Annotated in this window: 17 protein-coding genes; 4 read left to right on the top strand and 13 right to left on the bottom strand. The window is 68.6% G+C overall.

Annotated features, from left to right (window positions below; all coding sequences use genetic code 11):
* The 8 genes from IMZ29_RS13120 to IMZ29_RS13155 all read right to left on the bottom strand — a co-directional run.
* Nucleotides 1–382 (bottom strand): NAD(P)-binding domain-containing protein (locus IMZ29_RS13120; protein ID WP_216184614.1); only part of this gene is annotated, 382 nt, incomplete at its 3' end.
* A complete protein-coding gene (gene ilvD / locus IMZ29_RS13125) occupies nucleotides 379–2,106 on the bottom strand; it encodes a dihydroxy-acid dehydratase (RefSeq protein WP_216184617.1) in 1,728 nt (575 codons plus the stop codon). The genes ilvD and IMZ29_RS13120, both read right to left, overlap by 4 nt.
* Nucleotides 2,106–2,330 (bottom strand): hypothetical protein, encoded by a 225-nt coding sequence (locus tag IMZ29_RS13130; protein ID WP_216184810.1) that lies wholly within the window; start codon nucleotides 2,328–2,330, stop codon nucleotides 2,106–2,108. The genes ilvD and IMZ29_RS13130 overlap by 1 nt, the downstream gene beginning before the upstream one ends.
* On the bottom strand, nucleotides 2,276–3,079 hold the full coding sequence (locus tag IMZ29_RS13135; RefSeq protein ID WP_216184621.1) for a tripartite tricarboxylate transporter substrate-binding protein: 804 nt from the start codon (nucleotides 3,077–3,079) through the stop codon (nucleotides 2,276–2,278). The genes IMZ29_RS13130 and IMZ29_RS13135 overlap by 55 nt, the downstream gene beginning before the upstream one ends.
* Before the next feature lie 164 nt (nucleotides 3,080–3,243).
* Complete coding sequence (locus tag IMZ29_RS13140) at nucleotides 3,244–4,248, bottom strand: AraC family transcriptional regulator (RefSeq protein WP_216184623.1); 1,005 nt, start codon at nucleotides 4,246–4,248, stop codon at nucleotides 3,244–3,246.
* A 79-nt stretch (nucleotides 4,249–4,327) separates the two neighbouring features.
* Nucleotides 4,328–4,615 carry a muconolactone Delta-isomerase gene (gene catC / locus IMZ29_RS13145; protein ID WP_216184625.1) on the bottom strand — a complete coding sequence of 96 codons (288 nt, stop codon included), beginning with the start codon at nucleotides 4,613–4,615 and terminating at the stop codon, nucleotides 4,328–4,330.
* Between the two features lie 47 nt (nucleotides 4,616–4,662).
* A complete protein-coding gene (locus IMZ29_RS13150) occupies nucleotides 4,663–5,643 on the bottom strand; it encodes a Bug family tripartite tricarboxylate transporter substrate binding protein (protein ID WP_216184627.1) in 981 nt (326 codons plus the stop codon).
* Complete coding sequence (locus IMZ29_RS13155) at nucleotides 5,640–6,416, bottom strand: IclR family transcriptional regulator (RefSeq protein ID WP_216184629.1); 777 nt, start codon at nucleotides 6,414–6,416, stop codon at nucleotides 5,640–5,642. Before IMZ29_RS13155 ends, IMZ29_RS13150 begins: the two co-directional genes overlap by 4 nt.
* 73 nt (nucleotides 6,417–6,489) lie before the next feature.
* Between IMZ29_RS13155 and IMZ29_RS13160 the strand changes: the two genes are divergently transcribed.
* Both IMZ29_RS13160 and IMZ29_RS13165 read left to right on the top strand, forming a co-directional pair.
* A complete protein-coding gene (locus IMZ29_RS13160) occupies nucleotides 6,490–7,539 on the top strand; it encodes a cyclase family protein (protein WP_216184631.1) in 1,050 nt (349 codons plus the stop codon).
* 4 nt (nucleotides 7,540–7,543) lie between these two features.
* Nucleotides 7,544–7,840, top strand: coding sequence for a YciI family protein (locus tag IMZ29_RS13165; protein ID WP_216184632.1), 297 nt, complete (start codon nucleotides 7,544–7,546; stop codon nucleotides 7,838–7,840).
* A gap of 10 nt (nucleotides 7,841–7,850) precedes the next feature.
* Here the strand turns inward: IMZ29_RS13165 and IMZ29_RS13170 are convergent, their stop codons facing one another.
* Nucleotides 7,851–8,312, bottom strand: coding sequence for a hypothetical protein (locus IMZ29_RS13170; RefSeq protein ID WP_216184635.1), 462 nt, complete (start codon nucleotides 8,310–8,312; stop codon nucleotides 7,851–7,853).
* Nucleotides 8,300–8,935, bottom strand: a complete 636-nt coding sequence (locus tag IMZ29_RS13175; RefSeq protein ID WP_216184638.1) for a hypothetical protein — start codon at nucleotides 8,933–8,935, stop codon at nucleotides 8,300–8,302. The genes IMZ29_RS13170 and IMZ29_RS13175 overlap by 13 nt, the downstream gene beginning before the upstream one ends.
* A 158-nt stretch (nucleotides 8,936–9,093) precedes the next feature.
* On the opposite strand from IMZ29_RS13175, the gene IMZ29_RS13180 reads away from it, so the two are divergent.
* The gene (locus tag IMZ29_RS13180) at nucleotides 9,094–9,993 is read left to right on the top strand and encodes a LysR family transcriptional regulator (protein ID WP_216184641.1); all 900 of its coding nucleotides are present in this window, start codon (nucleotides 9,094–9,096) and stop codon (nucleotides 9,991–9,993) included.
* A 30-nt stretch (nucleotides 9,994–10,023) separates the two neighbouring features.
* Here the strand turns inward: IMZ29_RS13180 and IMZ29_RS13185 are convergent, their stop codons facing one another.
* The 3 genes from IMZ29_RS13185 to IMZ29_RS13195 all read right to left on the bottom strand — a co-directional run bounded on the left by IMZ29_RS13185 (nucleotide 10,024) and on the right by IMZ29_RS13195 (nucleotide 12,591).
* Nucleotides 10,024–10,998: a Bug family tripartite tricarboxylate transporter substrate binding protein gene (locus tag IMZ29_RS13185; RefSeq protein ID WP_216184644.1), complete on the bottom strand. Its 975-nt coding sequence runs from the start codon at nucleotides 10,996–10,998 to the stop codon at nucleotides 10,024–10,026.
* 75 nt (nucleotides 10,999–11,073) lie between these two features.
* Nucleotides 11,074–11,985 (bottom strand): dihydrodipicolinate synthase family protein, encoded by a 912-nt coding sequence (locus IMZ29_RS13190; RefSeq protein ID WP_216184647.1) that lies wholly within the window; start codon nucleotides 11,983–11,985, stop codon nucleotides 11,074–11,076.
* Nucleotides 11,986–12,156: 171 nt separating this feature from the next.
* Complete coding sequence (locus IMZ29_RS13195; protein ID WP_216184650.1) at nucleotides 12,157–12,591, bottom strand: VOC family protein; 435 nt, start codon at nucleotides 12,589–12,591, stop codon at nucleotides 12,157–12,159.
* A 126-nt stretch (nucleotides 12,592–12,717) separates the two neighbouring features.
* Here IMZ29_RS13195 and IMZ29_RS13200 point away from each other — a divergent pair, with 126 nt between their 5' ends.
* Entirely contained in the window at nucleotides 12,718–13,611 is an 894-nt protein-coding gene (locus IMZ29_RS13200) for a LysR family transcriptional regulator (RefSeq protein ID WP_216184652.1), read from the top strand.
* Nucleotides 13,612–13,642 lie beyond the last annotated feature (31 nt).

A 13,642-nucleotide genomic window follows, 5' to 3' on the forward strand; every position in this document is an offset into this window, starting at 1 on the left:
CGGGCCGCCGCTCACGGGCGCGTGCCACCCACTGCCCACCGTGACGGGCGGCAGCGTCGGCCAGGGCTTGGGCGGCCTCGGGCGAGCCGGTGGAGAAGTCCACATACACGGGGCGGCGCCCCGCCGCGGCGGCATGCGCGAAGAGCCCGTCCTCGCCCTCGCAGAGCGCCTGCACCGTGACGTGCGAGCTCAGGCACAAGCCGATCACGTCGCAGGCGCGCGCCAAGGCTGCGGGCGTGTCGGCGACCTGCGCGGACGTTTCGGCGGCGAGCACGTCGGCACGGGAGGCCGTGCGGTTCCACACCATCACCGCGTGCCCGGTGTCCAGCAGCCGGCGCGCCATGGGCAGACCCATGTCGCCCAATCCGATGAAGCCGATCATGCCAGTTCCTCCGGGGGAACGCCGCTGTGTGTGACGGCGCCCAGGTTGGCGGGCCCGACCACGGCCGCATATTTCTCAAGCAGGCCGCCGAGGCGACGCGGGGTGCGTGTGCCCAACGCGGCGCGGCGCTCAGTCAACGTGGCGTCGTCCAGCTCGACCTTGAGCCCCAGGGCCTCGGGCCGGGCGTCGATCTCGACGATGTCGCCGTCCCGCAGCAAGGCAATGGGCCCCAGAGCCGCAGCCTCAGGGCTCACGTAGCCAATGCACATGCCGCGCGTCGCGCCCGAGAAACGGCCGTCGGTGATGAGCGCAACCTGTTCGCCCAGGCCCTGCCCGTAGAGCAGCGCCGTGATGCCGAGCATCTCGCGCATGCCGGGGCCGCCGCGTGGGCCTTCGTTACGGATCACGATGACGTCACCCGGGGCGTAGGCCATGGCCTGAACGGCCTCCAGGCAGTGTTCCTCGGATTCGAAGACGCGGACCGGGCCGCGATGCTGCAGGCGCTTGAGGCCCGCCACCTTGAGCAGCGCGCCATCCGGCGCGAGATTACCCTTGAGCACCACCACGCCACCCGTGGGCGCGATGGCGTTGTCTGCCGCGCGCACCACGTCGCCGTCCGGTGCCAGGGCCTGGGCGAGCTCCTCAGCGAGCGTGCGGCCCGTGAAGGTCAGGCAGTCGCCGTGCAGATAACCCCCGTCGAGCAGCGCCTTCAGGATGACCGGCGCGCCGCCGATGTCGTAGACATCGCGGGCGAGGAAGCGGCCACCGGGCTTCAAGTCCGCCAGCAGCGGGGTGCGGGCGAGCACGGCGGCGCAATCGTCCAGCGTGAAGCGAATGCCGGCCTCGTGGGCGATGGCAGGCACGTGCAGGGGCACGTTGGTCGAGCCGCCGGTGGCGGCCACGACGGCGATGGCGTTCTCGAGCGCTGCGCGCGTGAGGATGTCGCGCGGGCGCGGGCCGTCGGCCAGCACGGCGCGCATCAGCGCCCGGCCGGCACGGCGGGCGAGCGGGGCACGTGCCGAGTACACAGCGGGCACCATGGACGAGCCGAGCGGGCTCAGACCCAGGGCTTCGCCCACCATGCCCATCGTGTTGGCGGTGTATTGCCCCGCACAGGACCCCGCCGTGGGCAGACAGGCGCGGCTCATGTCCTCCAGCTGTTCACCGGTGGCGGTGCCCGCGATCACCTGGCCGATCATCTCGTAGGCATCGACGATGTTCACGTCGCGCCCGCCCACGCGCCCGGGCAGGGCGGCGCCGCCGTAGAGCATGACGGAGGGCACGTTGCAGCGGATCATGCCCATCAAGAGGCCGGGCATGTTCTTGTCGCAGCCGCCCAGCGCGAAGATGCCGTCCCACTGGTGGCCGCGCACCGTGGCCTCCACGCTGTCGGCGATGAGATCACGCGAGATGAGCGAGAAGCGCATGCCCGGGTGCGCCACGGAGAGGCCGTCCGAGACGGACACCACCGGGCATTCGTGCGGCGTGCCGCCGCCCGCGTAGATGCCGGTCTTGGCGTGCTGCGCCTGCTCGCGCAGCGAGGCGTTGCACGGACTCATGTCGCCACCCGTGTGGATCACCCCGATGTGCGGGGCGGCTATGTCCTCGTCGTCCTGGCCCAGGGCCCGCAGAAAGGCACGGGTGGGCGCACGCAGCTCGCCCTCGTGCATGGTGCGCGAGCGCAGGCGCACGATGTGTTCGATCGTGTCGGTCTTGTCCGTCATCAGGCCTCCGCCTTGAAGCCGGTCTGCTTGACGACCGGGCCCCAGCGCGCGATGTCGCTGCGCAGACGCTCGCCGAAGGCGGCGGGCGTGGTGGGCTCGATCGTGAAGGCCATTTCGGCCATGGCGGCCTGCACGGTGGGGGTGGCAAAGGCGCGGCGCGCGGCCGCATTCAGAGCCTCGATGCGCTCGGGCGCCGTGCGGCCGGCGCGAAAAGCCCGAACCACTCATCGGATTGCAGATCCGCAAAACCGGCCTCGGCCACCGTGGGCACATCCGGCAGCTGGGCCAGGCGCTGCGCGCTGGTCACAGCCAGCACGCGCACCTTGCCGGCCCGGGCCAGCTGCATCGCTTCGCTCACGACGTTGACGCTGGAGGCGATCTGCCCGGCCATCACGTCCTGCAGCGCGGGCGCGCCGCCGCGGTAGGGCACGTGCTGATAGTTGATGCCGGTGGTCTGTCCGAACATGGCGCCCACGAAGTGCGGCGTTGTGCCGCCGCCCGGCGAGCCATAGGAGGCATCGCCTGGGTTCTCCTTGCACCACTGAGCGAAGTCCTTCAGCGTCTTCACGCGTTCGGGCACCATCGGCCCCACCGACAGGCTGAATGGCACGAAGGCGAGCGGCGTGACCGGATCGAAGTCCTTGACCGAGTCGTAGGGGAGCTTGTCGTAGACGTGCGGATAGATCGACAGGATCGAGCCGGGCGTGACGAGCACGGTGCGACCATCGTTCGAGTTGCGGACGGCCTCCACGGCGATGCGTCCGCCCGCGCCGGGTCGGCTCTCCACGATGACCGCGCTGACCTCGTCCATCTTGGCGTGGGCCCCGAAGTGGCGCGCGATGACGTCGGCCGAACCGCCGGGCGCGAAGCCGATGATGACGCGCAGCGGCTGCGGGCTTTGCGCACGTACGGGTAGCGCGCCCAGCGCGGCAGTGGCCGCGCCGGCGGCAATGAGTTGGCGTCGGGTGATCATCCCCTGTCTCCTGGTCTGTGTGCGCCTCGAGAGGGCGCTTGAGGTGGCGATGCGCGAGCTTGCGCGGCGCCGTGCATCAGGCAGTCATGATCGCTGCGGGCGGGCTGGGGCCGCTATCCGCATCGGGCAGGCGGCTGTGCAGATCGGGCAGCGGTAGCGCGGTGTCAGCGCCGTGCGAGGGTTTGCGACGGCGCTTCGCCAAAACGCTCGGCGTAGAGCGCAGCGAACCGGCCCAAGGCGGTGAAACCGTTATCCGTGGCCGCGCGCGCCACCGTCATGCCCGGCTGGCGGCTGGTGAGTAGCGTCCGGGCTGCCTGCAGCCGCGTCTCCTGCAGGAACTTCATCGGTGACGTGCCCTGTCCGCTGCGGAATGCCTCCGTCAGGCTGCGCACGCTCACCCCGCAGTGCGCTGCGATGTCGGCCAGACGCAGCGGCTCGTGCCGGCAGTCCTGGATGAAGTCCATCGCCGTCTGCAGCGTGCGCTGGCCTGCGCGGGCCACTGGCGCTTCCAGCACCGGGCGTTGGTCATGCGGAAATTCCATCAGCAGGGCGAGCAGCGCGGATTCGGTCAGGGCTTCAGCCTGGCGTTCTGGCACGCGCTCGGCCTGCAGGCCGTAGGTCATGAGCAGACGCACGTGGGCGAGCCAGCGCTGGCCGGCGGCAGCATCCGGGGGAAAGGGCTGAAACACCAGCGGGCGCACCGGCAGCGCGCCCGTCAGGCTCGCCCATGCGGCATCCAGACGGGTGCGTGGGATCCGCACGTTGACCCGGCAGCTGTCGGCCGAGAACCGCTTGGTGACGGCATGGGGCGTGGAATCCACCACGATGAAGCCCGCACCGCCCTGGGCCTTCCGCCCCTGGGACGCCACCGTGCTGTGGCCACTGACCTGCGTGGTGACGAGCAGGTGATCGTCTGCCGTATGGATGTCGAGCTCGACTTCCGTGCCAAAGGCCAGCGTAGACAGTCCCACGCCCGCCAGCGACTGAGCTTCGAGATACTGCGCGGTGAACGTCTCCTGTGTGCCCAGTAATCGCAGTCGGTATGGACTCAGCCGGCCGCTGATCTGCGCCACGGCTTCATCGCGCGAGGCCGTGGCCAGGCGCAGGTGCTCCGGGCGAAAGCTCGCGAGTTCCGGCGGCAGGTGCAGTGGCAGCAGGGAAGGAAACACGGCGGTGTGCCTGGCGGGAGAGGGACCTCGGGGCAGCGTAGCACGGCGGCACCGCCACGTCGGCGCGGCGCAGCCGTCGTCAGACCGTGGATCCGATCGCCGATGGATGCGTCGCCAATGGCGTCACGTGGATCCTCATGTACGGAAACAATGGCAGCCCGCTCAGCAACGTGTGCAGTTCGTCGTTCGACGGCACGTCGAAGATGCTGACATTGGCGTACTCGCCCACGATGCGCCAGAGATGGCGCCAGCGACCGTCGCGTTGCAGGGCCTGCGCGTAGGCTTTCTCCCGGGCCTTGATCTCCTCCGCTTGCGCGGTCGGCATGTCAATGGGAAGCAAAACGTCCATCCGGACCATGAACAGCATGCGGCCTCCTGCCGGCAAGGGGCGGCGTGGGGCCGCCCCGGTCGGGATCACTCCGGCTGGATGCCGGCGTCCTGCATGACCTTGATCCAGCGCTGGTTCTCTTCCTGCGCGAAGGCCTGCGTTTCCTGGTGCGTGAGGCGGCTGGGGATGGTGCCCTGCGCGGCCAGCGTCTCGGCGACCTTGGCCGAGGACGAGGCCTTGACCATCGCCTGGTTCAGCTTCTCGACGACGGCCTCGGGCGTGCCCTTGGGAGCCCAGAGGCCGTACCACGTCACGATGTCGAAGCCGGGCAGCACGGTCTCCGCGATGGTGGGGACATTCGGCAGGTCCTTCAGGCGCTCGCCGGTGGTGACGGCCAGCGGCTTGACCCGACCGGCCTGGATCAGCGGCATGGCCGGAGCAAGCGGTGCGTACATGAGCTGCACGTGGCCGCCGGCCACGTCCGTGAGCGCCGGGTTGCTGCCGCGGTAGCCCACGTGTTCGAGCTTGGCGCCTGTGGAGGTATTGACCAGTTCGCCCACGAGGTGGGGAAGGGTAGCGACGCCGGGCGAGGCGAAGGCAAGCGCGCCGGGTTTGTCCTTGGCAGCCTGGATGATGTCCTGGAAGCTGGCGTAGGGCGAATCGGGCGGCACGATCGCCACCATCGGCACCGTACCCAGTACGCCGACGGCGGTGAAGTCGCCCATCGGATCGAACGTCAGTGTCTTGAACTGGCCGGGGTAGATCACCTGCACGGAGGCGTTCATGAGCAGCTGGTAACCGTCGGCCGGCGCTCGGGCCACGGCCGCCGCACCGATCGTGCCGCTCGCGCCGGGACGCGTTTCGATGACGAGGGGCTGGCCGAGGATCTGACCCATTTCCGTGGCGATCACGCGGCCGACGACATCGGTAGGGCCGCCAGGGGCAAACGGCAGGATGACCTGGATCGGTTTGTTGGGGTAGTTGGCATCCGCGCGAGCAGGGCTTGCGCCCAGCAGACTCGCCACCACGGTGGCTGCTGCGGTCAGTGCAAAGAATCTTCTTGTCATTCCAGGTCTCCCGTATCGAAGTCGACGCGCGTCGGGGCGAGCACGTCGACCAGTTGTTGGCGGATCGTGGGGAAGGCCCCGGCGATCTCTGCCTCATGCTTTTGCACACGCGCCATGGGGCCCGCGACCACGATGGCGAATGGCTGGTCGTGCACACGAAACCCGAAGGCGAGCGACATGACGTCCTCGACGTTCTCGCCCACGGATCGCTGCCAACCGCGCGTGGTCCCCTCGGCCATGTCGGCTTCGAAACATGCGCGTGAGGGGAGTGTGTTCGTCGTGATGCGCGTCCAGTCGGTGTAGCCATCGAGCAAGGCCTTGCGCGCGGCGGGCTCGATCACGGAGACGAGTGCCTTGCCCGAACTCGTGGCGTGCAGGCTCTTGAAGCCGCCGGGCTGGTGGCTGTAGCGGATCGTCTGCATCGACTCCACGACACTCAGGTACACCACCTGCCGATCCGCGAGCTTGGCGAGGATGGCCGTCTCGCGCGTGACGTCGCGCACCGTGAGCAGCACGGGCTCCAGGGCCGTGACAAGCGGGTCGCGTCGACAGATCACGCTCGCCACGTGCAGCAGCTTCTGGGTGGGGTAATAACCGCTCTTCTTGCCGAGTTCGTACAGATAGCCCTTGGCCACCATCGTCTTCAACAACCCATGGCAGCTCGACAGCGGGATGCCCATGTGTGCGGCGATCTCGCTGTAGATCAGAGGTTTCTGCTGCTCGGCGAAGAGGTTGAAGACGTCGAGCACGCGGGTTGCGGTTTTCACATCCATGATGGCAATATCCTATACGTGATAGATTTATCGTGTCAATGACACATCGATACATTTGTGCGAGGAGAGACGCATGCGATGGAAGCAACGGCCGGAAGGGTCGAACTGGGGCGACTTCGGCGAGGATGACCAACGCGGGTGCCTGAATTGGATCACTCCCGAGGCGGTCCGATACGCCGCCAGCCTCATCCAGACCGGGGAGCGATTCTGCCTGTCCCTGCCGCTGGACCTGCCCGGCGGCAATGTCGTGAATCCGCGTCGGCACCCGCCGCGGCTCACGCCGACCGAGCGCGACGGTGATCCGTACCTGAATTTCCCCATGGGCCGCCTGCGTCCCGGGTGCGTGGACGTGCTGAGCGACGACAACGTCACGATGAGCCTGCAGTACTCCACGCAGTGGGATTCGCTCGCCCATGTCGGCGCGCTCTTCGATGCCAACGGCGATGGGCTGCCCGAGCGCGTCTACTACAACGGCTTTCGGCCCAACGAGCACATCCAGGGGCCGGTGGACTATGCCGCCGACGGCAGCTTCGCCAAGACGGAACTCGGCCGCGGGCCGAGCTCGCGCGCGACGCGGCTGGACATCACCAACTTGGCCGAATCCGGCATGCAGGGGCGGGGCGTGCTGATCGACCTGGCACGCCGCTTCGGGCGCGAGGGCCACTCGGTGGGCTACGACGAGCTGATGCGGATCCTGGACGAAGACCGCATCGAGATCCGTCAGGGCGACATCCTCCTGTTTCATACCGAGTATGGCGATGCGCTGCTGGAGATGAATGGCAATCCGGACCCGCACCGCGTGCACGAGATGTGCGCGGGCCTGGATGGGAGCGACGAGCGCTTGCTGCAGTGGATCACCGAGAGCCGCATCGCGGCCATGGCCTCGGACAATCACGCCGTGGAGACCTATCCGGTGAAGAAGGCCAACGCCTGCTGCGCGGCGCTGCCTTTGCACCATCATTGCCTCTTCAAGCTCGGTCTGCCCTTGGGCGAGATGTGGTATCTCGGGCCCCTTGCCCGTTGGCTGCACGCACACCGCCGGCACGATTTCTTCCTGACCGCGCCCCCACTCAATCTGCCGGGAGCCGTTGGCTCGCCGGTCACACCCATCGCCACGGTCTAGATTCATGCCCTATCTCATCGAGACATTCGACAAGCCGGGGTCGCTGGACGTGCGCCGCGCCAACCGCGAGGCGCATCTCGTCTACCTGGAGGCTCACCGACATCTGCTGCTGGCCTGCGGCGCCAAGCTCAACGACGATGGCAGCGACCAGGGCGGTGGCATCTACATCCTGGACGTGGACACGCGCCAAGCCGCGCAGGCCTTCCTCGAGGCCGATCCGTTCTTTCTCGCGGGCCTCTTCGAGCGCCACCAGATCGTGCGCTGGCGCAAAGCCTACCTGGATGGACGCTCGCACCTGTAGCGGTCCATTCTCACGGCCGGGTCGACGGCAGCGGCTGCACGGCCGCTTCCAGCCGGCCCGTGGCCGCGAGCTCTGCGAAGGCGTCGCCCAGGCGCTGGCTTTCGTCCACGGTCGTCTGCCAGACCTTGACGCGCTCGGCATCGGTCATGCGCTTGTAGTCGCCGCGGTCGGGCACCTTGCCGCCGGGCAGCCGGCTGAGGTAGTGCGCGGAGGGCGCCACGACCAGCACGTCGTCCACGGCGCGCAGGCGCGCGTGCCGGCGGCGGGGCGGGAGGGGCTTGTCGAACCAGCTCGCCGTCAGGTGCTCGGTGAAGTGCGGAAAGAGAATGATGTTGCCCGGCGTGGCTGCCAGATGATGCTGGTGGTAATCGATCAGGCCGCCATCGCGGTACGTGCCCGCAGGCCAGCCTCGGGGTGCGCGCACGCCGGACATCACGAAGGGAATCGCGGTGCTGGCCGTCAGCGCATGCACGAGCGTGTCGGCCGCGAGCGGCGTGAGCGCGGCCGACCCTGGAGCGCCGGCAGCAGCGGCGGGACGCCGCGCGCATCGTGCAGCACCGCGCGCTCGAAGAACGCGCCGCCAAAGCGCGGCGTCAACCAGTTGAGCAGGAAGGCGCTGCCCAGCAATGGGGCCAGCATCCAGGCATTCTCGCTGCTCACAGGGCCGCGCGAGCGGGCGCAGATCAGCGCCAGGCGGTAGTGGGGGTGTGCCAGCACGGGCTCTGCGCCGCCGCAGGCCGTGAGCAGCGCCATCAGCATGCGCCCCGTGGTGGCGTCGATCTCCTCGCGTCGCGCCTTGGCCGAGAAGGTCATGTCCAGATAGTGGCGGGCGAAGGTCGGGAACATCGTCGCCGGATCCGGATGCAGCGCGCAGAGGAACCGCCAGGTGGCGATCGAACTGCCCATCAGCCAGCGCGGGGCAGGGCCGGGCGTGAGCCAGTGACCGAAGAGGGCGGCATCCAGACCCACCAGCCCGAGCGCCTTCGGGCCGCCCGCGCCGCCGATGACGTGTTCCACCCGGTCGGGCGTCAGTCCATCGCGTTGGATCGTTGCCAGGGCGCGGGGCCCGGCCAGCAGGGTGAGGGGAAAGGACATGGGAGAAGCCGCAGGGCCGTCGTTGCAGGATCGCCCGGTCGGCGCAGCAGGCCGGCGGCGGGCAACACGGGATAATAGCGGTCTGCCGTCGTCGCGCCGAGCCTGTAGGGGCGTGGTCGCTGTGTCCCGCCCCGCTGTGCCGCATCTTTTGAGTCGCCATGTTCCAGTTGAGTCAGCTGCGTTGTTTCGTCGAGGTCGCTGCCGAGCTGCATTTCGGCCGGGCGGCCGAGCGCCTGAACATGACGCAGCCTCCTCTGAGCCGGCAGATCCAGCAGCTCGAGCACGCGCTGGGCGTCGAGCTCCTGGTGCGCACGCGGCGCTCCGTGCAGCTCACTGCCGCGGGCGAGGCCTTCCTGCCAGAGGCGCAGGACGTGCTGCAGCGCTGCGCCAGTGCGGCGCTGGCGGCCCAGCGCGCCATGCGCGGCGAGACGGGACGCGTGGTACTGGGCTACTCCGCCGGCGCCAACTACAGCTTTCTCCCGCGAGTGGTGGCCGCGGCGCAGGAACACCTGCCCGACATCGACCTGGAGCTGCGCGAGATGGTGACTGTGGACCAGCTGGAGGCCTTGCGCACAGGGCGCATCGATCTGGGCCTCATCCGCCTGCCGGCCGAGCTGGCCGGCCTGGAGATGACCTGCGTGGTACGCGAGCCCATGGTGCTGGTGGTGCCACGTCGGCACGCGCTGGCGCGCAAGCGCAAGCTCAGCCTGGCAGACCTGCACGACGAGCCCTTCGTCATGTACCTGCCAGGCGATGGCCGCTACTTTCACGAGATGCTGCACACGCTGTTCCACGAGGCGGGCATCCAGCCGCGCTTCGTGCAGTTCGTGCGGCACACGCACTCGATGATTGCGCTGGTCAACAGCGGCATTGGCCTGGCCCTGGTGCCGCACTCGACCACGCTGCTGCGTCTGGAAGGGGTCGTCACCCGGCCGATCGCCCTGCCTGCCTATGCCAATGCCCAGATGCACTTGGCGTGGCGCCGGCGCGAGGCGGTCTCTCGGCCGGCACTCACGCGATTTCGCGAGCTCATGATTGCGCAGGCCAGCCTGGATTGACCGGCATTGCGCTGTCTGCGTGAGGAAGGCTCATTCCGGCGAGACGTTGCCCGCGTCGATGACCTTCTTCCAGCGGGCTGCCTCTTCGCGCTGATAGGCGGTCGCCTCCTCGGGACTGTTGGCCACGACCTGAAAGCCGATCTTGTCCATCTTCTGGCGGAAGTCGTCCGAGGTGAGCACGCTCACCAGTGCCTGGTTCAATTGCGTGCGCACGTCGTCCGGCAGGCCCTTGGGTGCCGCGATGCCTTGCCAGGAATACACCTCCATGCCCGGCACGCCCGCCTCGCCCGGCACTGGCGTGTCCGGAAAGAGCGGATTGCGCTCGGCGCCCGTCACGGCGACCAGACGCAGGCGCTCGGACTGGATGTGCGGCGCCACGGCGCCCAGGTTGGAGAAGAGCACGTCGGCATGGCCTGCCATGGTGTCCGTGATCGCCGGGCCACCGCCCTTGTAGGGCACGTGGATGCCGTCCGTCTGACTGTTCTGCCAGAAGAGCTCCATCGTCAGGTGCTCGCTCGAGCCGGTACCGGACGAGGCGAAGGACACCTTGCCCGGATTCTCCTTCAGGTGCGCGAGCAGTTCGGGCAGCGTCTTCACGTCGGACTTCGGGTTGACCACGATGGCGTTGGGCGTCTGCACGGCCACCGTCAGCATGTCGAAGTCACGCTCGGGCTGGTAGGTGAGGTTGGGATACAGCCCTTCGTTGATCGCCATCATGCCCAGGGCACCGATCAGGATGGTATGGCCATCGGCCTTGCTGCGCGCGAGTTGCGACGCGCCGATGGCGCCGTTGCCGCCCGGCTTGTTGTCGACGATCACCGTGGTGTTGAGCGCGGCCGCGAGTGGCTGCTGCAGGTGGCGCGCCACCGCGTCGGACGAGCCGCCCGGCGCATACGGCACGATGATGGTGATGGGCTGGGCCGACAGGTCGGCGGCCAGCGCCGGCGTGGTGGTGGCAAGCACGGCGGCCAGGCAGGTGGCCAGCCGCAGGGGAGTGCGGGTCATGTCGATGTCTCCGTGTCTTCTTGAGGGCATGCCCCGGCTTTCAGGGGCCGGGGTCGAGGGCGCGGTGCCGCGCCGTTACAGCAGTTGCCAGTCGGCCAGCAGGCTGCGCAGCGTGTCGTCAGCCCGCGCGGTGAGCGGCCAGGCGCCCGGGGCGCGCACGGCTCCGCAGTCCTGGCCAATCCATTGCAGGGCACGCTTGACGACGGTCACGTTGCAGCCGTTGTTCTCTTCGGCACGCAGCGCCTCGAAGGCCGCCATGCCGCGGATGAGCTGCATCGCCGTGGGGTAGTCGGCCCGCTCGAGCGCCGCATGGATCGCCAAGGAGCGCTCGGGCAGGACATTGATGAGGCCGGACGTGAAGCCCCGCGCACCGACGGCATAGAAGGGCGGGGCCCAGTGCTCGGCCAGCCCGCCGATCCAGGCGATGTCGCGCGCAGCGGATTGCTCGATGGCCTGGGCAAGCTTGAGCGGGGTGGGCGATGCCCACTTCACGCCGATCACTTGCGGGATGGCGCAGAGTTCCGCCACCGCAGGCAGACCGATGCTGTCGTCGCGCAGATAGAGCACCAGGGGCAGGTCTTGCGCTGCCTCGGCCACACGATTGACGTAGGCCACGATGCCGCGCGGTGCGACGAAGGGGTCGGGCGGCTGGTGCACCATCAGGGCGGTGGCGCCCGCCGCGCGGGATGCGCGCGCGAGCGCCAGCGCGTCATGCAGGCTGCGGCCCACGCCGGCCACCAGAGGCACGCGGCCGGCCACCTGTTCGGCGGCGGCATGCACCATCGTCTCGGCCTCGGCGGTGGTGAGGCCGTAGAACTCGCTGGTGTTGCCATTGGCCACCAGCACGTGAACGCCGGCATCGACGGCGCGGTCCACCACCGGGCGCAGCCGTGCGGGGGCCAGGGTATCGTCCGCGTCGTAGGGCGTGACCAGGATGCCGGAAATGCCGTCCAGGGCGCGGCGCAGGGATGCGGTCTGAGCAGTCATGTCGTCTCGTCGTTCTTGTCGGCGCGCACGATGGCGCCGCAGGGCTACGCATTCCATCACCCTGACTGATGCGCGTCCAATTCAATCTGAGGATGCTGTGATGCAGCCTTTGAATCAGCGCGCGACGAGCACGACACGGGGCACTGGGCTTGGGTCAGCGCCCCGCGGGCATCACTTGGCGAAGAGCGAGTCCAGGTTCGCGAACGCCTTGAGCTCCACCGCGTTGTTGGACGGGTCCATGAAGAACATCGTGGCCTGCTCGCCCGGCTCGCCCTTGAAGCGAATGTAGGGCTCGATCACGAACTTCGTCCCGGCTGCCTTGAGCTTCTCGGCCAGGGCTTCCCATTGCGCGAGCGTGAGCACGGCACCGAAGTGCCGCACCGGCACGTTCTTGCCGTCCACATCGTTGGCTTGCGCCGTGCCGCATTCGTCGGGCGCGAGATGAGCCACGATCTGGTGACCGTAGAAGTTGAAGTCCACCCACTCGTCCGAGCTGCGACCTTCCGGACAGCCCAGGAGCTCGCCGTAGAAGCGGCGGGCGGCTGCCAGGTCGTGCACGGGAAAGGCCAGGTGAAACGGCGGCATGGGGGCGGCGGATTGCGTCATGACAAGGCTCCAGGAAGAAGGGCGCGTCGGGTGACTCGCCATGCCTGTCAGTCTAGAAAACGCCAGACTTCTTGAAAAGCGATGAATTTTTGTATATTTGATCGATTCCATCGATGGTTCATCGACATGCTCAAGGAGCTCAAGACCTTCCAGGCGGTGGCGCGCTTCGGCACGATCTCGCGCGCAGCCGAGCGCCTCGGGCTCACGCAATCGGCCGTGAGCGCCCAGATCCAGCGGCTCGAGGCGGCACTGGGCTTTCCGGTGTTTGATCGGCAGGGGCGCAACGTGGTCCTCAACGCGGCGGGCGGTCATACGCTCGCCCGGGCGGGGGCGCTGATCGAGCAGTTCGAGGCGCTGCGCCAGCCAGGCGCGGCGCAAGCCGCCGTCACCTTGCGCATTGGTGCCATCGCCTCCATCCAGGCCGCCGGGTTGCCCGAGGCCGTGGTGCGCTTGCGGGGTGCCTATCCCACACTGCGCCTGAAGGTGGTGCCCGGCGTGTCGCTGGCGTTGATGGGCCGGGTCGATGCCGGCGAGCTCGATGCGGCCGTGATGATCCGGCCGAATTTCGCGCTGCCCCGTGACCTGGCCTGGCGGCCCTTGTGGAGCGAACCCTTCCTGCTGGCCGTGCCCGCAGGCGAGACGTCCCGAGACTGGCGTCGTTTGCTGCGCGAGCGGCCGTTCCTGCGCTATGACCGCGCCTCCTTCGGCGGGCGGGTGGTGGCCCAGTTCCTGGAGGACGAGGGCATCGATGTGCAGGATGTCGTGGAGATGGACGAGATCGCGGGGCTCGTGCGCATGGTGGCGCTGGGCCTGGGCGTGGCACTGGTGCCGCGATGCCCGCCCTATGTGCCCTTGCCCGAGGGCGCCAGGGCGGTCAGTCTTGGCAGTGTCGCGCCACGCCGCGAGATCGGCATCGTCGAGCGCGTGCGTCATGGCCAGACGCCGCTGGTCAAGACCTTTGCCGAGGCCCTGCGTGAGAGCCGCCGTCCGGGGGCAGGCAGGCACCAGGCCGTAGAATGAAGCCCCCAGCGCCACGGCAGCCTGCTGCCCT

It is taken from the genome of Verticiella alkaliphila (genome assembly GCF_018904615.1).
GTDB lineage: Bacteria > Pseudomonadota > Gammaproteobacteria > Burkholderiales > Burkholderiaceae_B > Verticiella > Verticiella alkaliphila.

Bases quoted from the DNA above. Each gene is read 5' to 3' on its own strand.
- IMZ29_RS13200 (WP_216184652.1), top strand. From the start codon at position 12,718: ATGCTCAAGGAGCTCAAGACCTTCCAGGCGGTGGCGCGCTTCGGCACG.
- IMZ29_RS13180 (WP_216184641.1), top strand. From the start codon at position 9,094: ATGTTCCAGTTGAGTCAGCTGCGTTGTTTCGTCGAGGTCGCTGCCGAG.
- catC (WP_216184625.1), bottom strand. From the start codon at position 4,615: ATGCTGTTCATGGTCCGGATGGACGTTTTGCTTCCCATTGACATGCCG.
- IMZ29_RS13185 (WP_216184644.1), bottom strand. From the start codon at position 10,998: ATGACCCGCACTCCCCTGCGGCTGGCCACCTGCCTGGCCGCCGTGCTT.
- IMZ29_RS13190 (WP_216184647.1), bottom strand. From the start codon at position 11,985: ATGACTGCTCAGACCGCATCCCTGCGCCGCGCCCTGGACGGCATTTCC.
- IMZ29_RS13155 (WP_216184629.1), bottom strand. From the start codon at position 6,416: ATGGATGTGAAAACCGCAACCCGCGTGCTCGACGTCTTCAACCTCTTC.
- IMZ29_RS13195 (WP_216184650.1), bottom strand. From the start codon at position 12,591: ATGACGCAATCCGCCGCCCCCATGCCGCCGTTTCACCTGGCCTTTCCC.
- ilvD (WP_216184617.1), bottom strand. From the start codon at position 2,106: ATGACGGACAAGACCGACACGATCGAACACATCGTGCGCCTGCGCTCG.
- IMZ29_RS13165 (WP_216184632.1), top strand. From the start codon at position 7,544: ATGCCCTATCTCATCGAGACATTCGACAAGCCGGGGTCGCTGGACGTG.
- IMZ29_RS13160 (WP_216184631.1), top strand. From the start codon at position 6,490: ATGCGATGGAAGCAACGGCCGGAAGGGTCGAACTGGGGCGACTTCGGC.
- IMZ29_RS13150 (WP_216184627.1), bottom strand. From the start codon at position 5,643: ATGACAAGAAGATTCTTTGCACTGACCGCAGCAGCCACCGTGGTGGCG.
- IMZ29_RS13135 (WP_216184621.1), bottom strand. From the start codon at position 3,079: ATGATCACCCGACGCCAACTCATTGCCGCCGGCGCGGCCACTGCCGCG.
- IMZ29_RS13175 (WP_216184638.1), bottom strand. From the start codon at position 8,935: ATGTCCTTTCCCCTCACCCTGCTGGCCGGGCCCCGCGCCCTGGCAACG.